The following is a 931-nucleotide window of genomic DNA, read 5'->3' as shown; positions in this document are numbered from 1 at the left end:
GTCAGACAGCGCCTGCGGCTGATGACGGTGTCCGACAAACTGCTGGATATCTATGAGCAGGACGGAATGCGCCTGGAACAGCTGATGGCTTTTTCCATCAGCGATGACCATGCCCGGCAGGAACAGGTCTGGGAAATCGTCAGCCAGAGCCATAATCGCGAGCCCTATGTCATCCGCCGCATGCTGACGGAAAAGACCGTGCGGGCCTCGGATCGTCGCGTGCGCTTCGTGGGACTGGACGCCTATCTTGCCGCTGGTGGTCCTATCATGCGCGACCTGTTCGAGGCCGATGACGGCGGCTGGCTGCAGGATCCGGCCATTCTGGACCGGCTGGTCATGGAAAAGCTGCACACAGCCGCAGAAGATATCCGCGCCGAAGGCTGGAAGTGGGTCGAAACCGCCCAGTCATTCCCATGGGGGCATACCCGGCAGTTCGCGGAAATCGATGGCACGGAAGTGCCTCTGTCCGATGACGAGACGGCCCGTCTTGAAGTCCTGCATACCGAGCAGGAAAGCATCGAGGCCGAATACGCCCAGGCCGATGAATACCCTGACGAGGTTGACGCAAGGCTGGGCGAGATCGAACAGGCCATCCTTGTCCTGGAGGAACGACCTCTGGCGTTCGATCCCGCCGACATGGCACGGGCCGGGGCCTTCGTCAGCCTCGCCAGCGACGGCACATTGCAGGTGGAACGGGGCTTCGTATTACCGGAGGACATGCCGGCGGAGCAGAACAGGCCGATGATGTCGGCGGCACCGGTGAATACGATCACGCTGCATATGACGGGCAGGATGAGCGTGTTGCTGATGATGGCGGCGATGTGGGCGGGGAGGGCGATACTTCCGCTCCCGACGTCGAGCCCGAGGAAGAAGACGGGATCAAACCACTGCCTGACCGGCTTCTCACCGAACTGACGGCCTGGCGCACGCT

Annotated in this window: 1 pseudogene; it reads left to right on the top strand. The window is 62.0% G+C overall.

Going from position 1 to position 931, the window contains the following annotated elements:
* A pseudogene (locus JCM25156_RS26090) lies at nucleotides 1–931 on the top strand (chromosome partitioning protein ParB); the annotation flags it as partial.

This window comes from Komagataeibacter kakiaceti JCM 25156, assembly GCF_000613305.1.
Note: the sequence above shows the minus strand (reverse complement) of the source record. Positions and strands in the feature narration are given on the sequence as shown.